The sequence below is a fragment of the Arthrobacter sp. E3 genome, assembly GCF_017353415.1.
Classification (GTDB): domain Bacteria; phylum Actinomycetota; class Actinomycetes; order Actinomycetales; family Micrococcaceae; genus Specibacter.
This window is the reverse complement of record NZ_JAFMPX010000067.1, coordinates 1-4,279: the sequence shown is the minus strand read 5'-3', so window position 1 is coordinate 4,279 and position 4,279 is coordinate 1. Positions and strand designations below refer to the sequence as shown.

2 protein-coding genes are annotated in these 4,279 nt (G+C 53.9%); both read left to right on the top strand.

All coding sequences use genetic code 11. The annotated features are described in order from the left end of the window. Positions 1-222 precede the first annotated feature (222 nt). Positions 223-1,428, top strand: coding sequence for a hypothetical protein (locus JMA46_RS16570; RefSeq protein WP_207346452.1), 1,206 nt, complete (start codon positions 223-225; stop codon positions 1,426-1,428). Further along, positions 1,425-4,181: an AAA family ATPase gene (locus tag JMA46_RS16565; protein WP_207346451.1), complete on the top strand. Its 2,757-nt coding sequence runs from the start codon at positions 1,425-1,427 to the stop codon at positions 4,179-4,181. The genes JMA46_RS16570 and JMA46_RS16565 overlap by 4 nt, the downstream gene beginning before the upstream one ends. Positions 4,182-4,279: the final 98 nt, after the last annotated feature.

The window sequence follows — 4,279 nt, the reverse complement described above, 5'->3', positions numbered from 1 at the left end:
CCAAAAGTTCAAGCGGTGGACACAGTCTTTACGGCGTCCTAAAAGCCCTCCAGGAAATCATCATCGGCATGCTCGACCGCTGTCCCGCCTGCCAACGGCCACCCCCAACCTAACAAAGTACTACTAGTAGAGACCAGTACCATTGCAGCACTCTACGACTTCGAGAATGCGAAACCGCTTTTCGAAGGCGTCCACCGAAGTTTTAAGTTCTGTTTGCTGACGATGGCAGGACGCCTGGCTAAGGAAGAGTCAGCGTCTTTCGCCTTCTTCCTTCATGACCCGGCAGATATTGCCGTCTCGGAGTTTGATCTCAGCCCGGACGAGATCAAACTGATCAATCCGAACACGGGGACTCTGCCAATTTTCCGCACACGACGTGACGCGGAGATCACGCTCGGGATCTACCGCCGTGTTCCCGTTCTTATCAATGAGAACGATCCGGTCAACGGCAACCCCTGGGGCGTCTCGTTCATGCGCATGTTTGACATGTCTAACGATTCCCACCTGTTCCACACCCGCGAGCAGCTCGAGAACGACGGCTGGACCCTTACCGGCAACGTTTTCGAGCGGACGCTCAACGGAAAAACAAATAAGATGCTCCCGCTCTACGAAGCGAAAATGATCCACCAATTCGACCACCGCTGGGCCACCTACGATGCAGGCGCTACGCGCGCTCCGAGTCTTGCTGAGAAAAAGCAGGCGGACTTTGAAGCTCTTCCCAACTACTGGGTGGCGGAGTCTGAAATGGTGAAGGCTTTAGCTACTTCAAAAGTGCCAGACTCGCATACGGCTTTAGGACTACGAGGGATCACGAATAGTACGAATGAACGAACGATTATATCGTCGCTGACGACACGTGTTGCGGCTGGAAATAGTTGTCCCCGCATAACGGTGCGCAACGGGTCGCAGGAGCTGCTGTCCGCGATCTTGAACTCATTCGCACTCGATTTTGCGGCCCGACCAAAAGTTGGTGGATCAAATCTCAATTTTTTCATCGCTTACCAGTTGCCAGTACTGACTCCTGAAAGTCTGAAAGTTCAATGCTATTGGGACACCGAACGGAGTGTTGAGCAGTGGCTTATGCATCGGGTTGATGAACTTATCAACACCAGCTGGACTTTGTCAGAACCGTCGCCACCGCATGAGTGGAGTGTCGAGCGTAGAGCGCAGCTTAGGGCCGAACTTGATGCCGCGTTCTTCCACCTGTATGGATTCCGAAGAGATGATGCTGATTACGCAATGGACAATTTTCCCATTGTGAAGAGGAATGATGAAACTGCTTTTGGCGAATACCGAAGCAAGCGGCTGATCTTGGAAGCGTACGACGCCATGCAGAGAGCCATCGACACAGGAATCCCGTTTGAATCGACGCTCAATCCACCACCCGGCCACGGACCCCGCCACGCAGTAAAGGAGATCTCAGCATGAGCGTCGACGCTTGGGACGAGTTCATGACATTTGCAGCGAAGTTTGCGCAGACGGTTGACCTTGACGCTGAGGAATACGACTACAAGCTGGTCCTAGCAAAGCGCTTGGAGGAGACTCGATCGGCTTACGCTGCCGGAGACCCAAATTGGTTTACTCGCCTCCATAAGGACCTTGTTTCAGCGAATCTGATGGATCAGTATTTCATGATGCGTCTTGTCGCGCTTGGTAAGGCATCGCCGGATGATCTTCGCCGGGCCATCGATGTTCTCTGGACGGATGCCGTCAATGTGAAAGATCTTGACGCTTTTGCGGACACACTCCGGCTCTTCAGCCCGGAAAAGTTCACGCCTGGCGGTCTGACGATGTTTGCCTCAGTGTTGCTTTTGTGCAGAGACCCCTTCAGCTTTCCGCCTTACCGCGCCCGCGCTGTGAAGAATTTCCTGAAACTCGTTGGATGGTCAGATAGGGGTGCTAACGGGACGCCTTCGGAGAGGTACCAACTGTTGTTGGACGCATTGGATGAGATGCTCCGGCTGGCACCGGGGCACGGAATCGTGCTCCGAAACAGGCTCGACGCCCAGGGTCTCCTATGGACCGTGATGAACGTGGACCCGGATGAGCAATGGGCGTCCAATGAATCAGCGGCGTTGCGCAAATGGCGAGGAGATAAAGTGCCCGACCCTGAGGAAGTGGCGGAGCGTGGCTTCGGCCCGCGGCCTGCTGTTGAGGCGGCTGCCCGTCTCATTATTGATGCTGGGTTGAAGGGCGAGTCTTCGCCGTTTTGGTCGGAGGGCTGTTCCTGGACTGTAGAGAACGCTTCGGAATTGATTAAGCGTATTGATGAAGATTTTGATGGCGGCAACAACGACTCTTTCATGGTTAAAGTTAAACGGCAGCTGGCTGGCGCCCCAGTGGGAGTTTTCGTTCTGGCCGCGGAGTTTATGGCGCTGCACATGCTGCCGCTGTCGAATGTTCGCGGTGAAACCAAGCTCAGCAAGATCGAAGACCTGTTGCAATGGAGTGGTTCGGACGCGAAAATTCCGGAGCAAATACGTGCCGGACTCCTATCTGAAGGCGCCTTCAACGGTGGTATCGGCTTCAATGTAAAGACCTGGCGTCACTTTTGCTGGCTTGCCCGTTTTGTCCTCGAAGTAAGAAAGCGAACATCATCTGAAATTGAAGGAGCGTTGACCAGCCCTGAAGATTTCGGTGCCTTGACTGAATCGGTCCCGGACGATCAGCTGGGAATCAAGTACTCACTTGAGTACTTGGCATGGCCCAGCTACTTTGAACCCATCACTAGCCGATCACACCGGCCGAGGATTCAACAGGCGTTTGCTGCCGACATTGGTGGAACATCGGGAAAAAGTGATCGGGACATCTCATACGACCTATCCCGTATTCGTGAAGCCCAAGAAAGGGTCGTAGGTGGCCAAACGGTTGACTGGTATCTGGAGCCATACCTAAGTCGCTGGACGAAAGGCGGCGTCACCGGACAGAGGGCCTGGCTTGTCAGGCAAAACCAGGGCGGTATCGCGATGCTCGATGCGTGGGTTGACGGTCAGTTCGTCTCGACCCGTGCGCAACATTTGGGCTCGCCTAAACCTGGTGCGTCTTTTGACGAAGTCCAGTCGGCCGTGAACGCCGGTTACCAACACATCGACTATTCCGAACGCAAGGCGCGAGCCCAAGAATATTTCCGGTTCTTGAGCCAGATGAAGCCAGACGATTTTGTCGTCACGGCTACCGAAGGACAGCTCTTTTTGGGCGTGATTTCAGGTGAGGCGGAATACGTAGACGATGAGACATCACGGCTCCGCCGACCCGTTGATTGGCAGCCAACCGGCATCAGCAGCGAGGACTTGCCTGCACCACTGCCTCGCCTTTTGGAAGAGCAAGGATCTGTTGTAGACCTGACAGACGCCCTCTCCATCATCACACCTTGGTACTCATCCGATCTGGACCTTCCTGCGGAGTTGGAGGATTCGGCACCCCAGCCGCAACCCGTCGTCGTACCTAGACTGCGTGAAGCAACGGTGGAGCTTGCCCGCAAGCTGTACGTTGAGCGGGACGATCTTCAAGAGATCGTCCGATTGCTGCAAACTCGTCAACAGATTGTTTTCTATGGCCCCCCAGGAACGGGCAAGACATTCTTGGCAGGCAAGATTGCTAGATTCCTGGCGGGGGAGGAACATGGCGATCACGTCAAAACGGTCCAGTTCCATCCCTCGTATGCCTACGAAGACTTCTTTGAGGGGTACCGACCAGCTAAGACCGAAGGTGGCAACGTTGGATTTGTGTTGGAGCCTGGCCCACTTCGGCGCATTGCCGCGGAGGCAGCTGCCGACGGAAACAGGGACAAGCCATATTTTTTGATCATCGACGAGATGAACCGTGGAAACCTGGCCAAGATCTTCGGGGAGCTGTACTTTCTGTTGGAGTACCGGGAACAGAGCATCAACCTGCAATACAACTCGGAGCAAACGTTTGTATTGCCGCCGAACTTGTTCATTATTGGCACCATGAATACTTCTGACAGGTCCATTGCCATGGTGGATGCCGCCATCAGACGTCGGTTTGCCTTTGTGGAACTACACCCACAAGACGGAATGATTGCGGGGATGTTGGGGCGTTACCTTGAAGGCAACAACAAACCACCGCTGCGAGCCGACCTTCTGGAGGTACTCAATGCTGAAATCGAGGATACAAATCGGGACCTGATGATCAGGCCTCCTGACGTAGCTGTTGCTTGAGGAAAAAACTTTCCCGTATTCTCGGTGTTTTCTTTGGTGAAACCCTTTTAATCTCACCCGAAATACGATATAGTTTATGATAGGAAAGTAGTAGTGCC

Bases quoted from the DNA above. Each gene is read 5' to 3' on its own strand.
- JMA46_RS16565 (WP_207346451.1), top strand. From the start codon at position 1,425: ATGAGCGTCGACGCTTGGGACGAGTTCATGACATTTGCAGCGAAGTTT.
- JMA46_RS16570 (WP_207346452.1), top strand. From the start codon at position 223: ATGGCAGGACGCCTGGCTAAGGAAGAGTCAGCGTCTTTCGCCTTCTTC.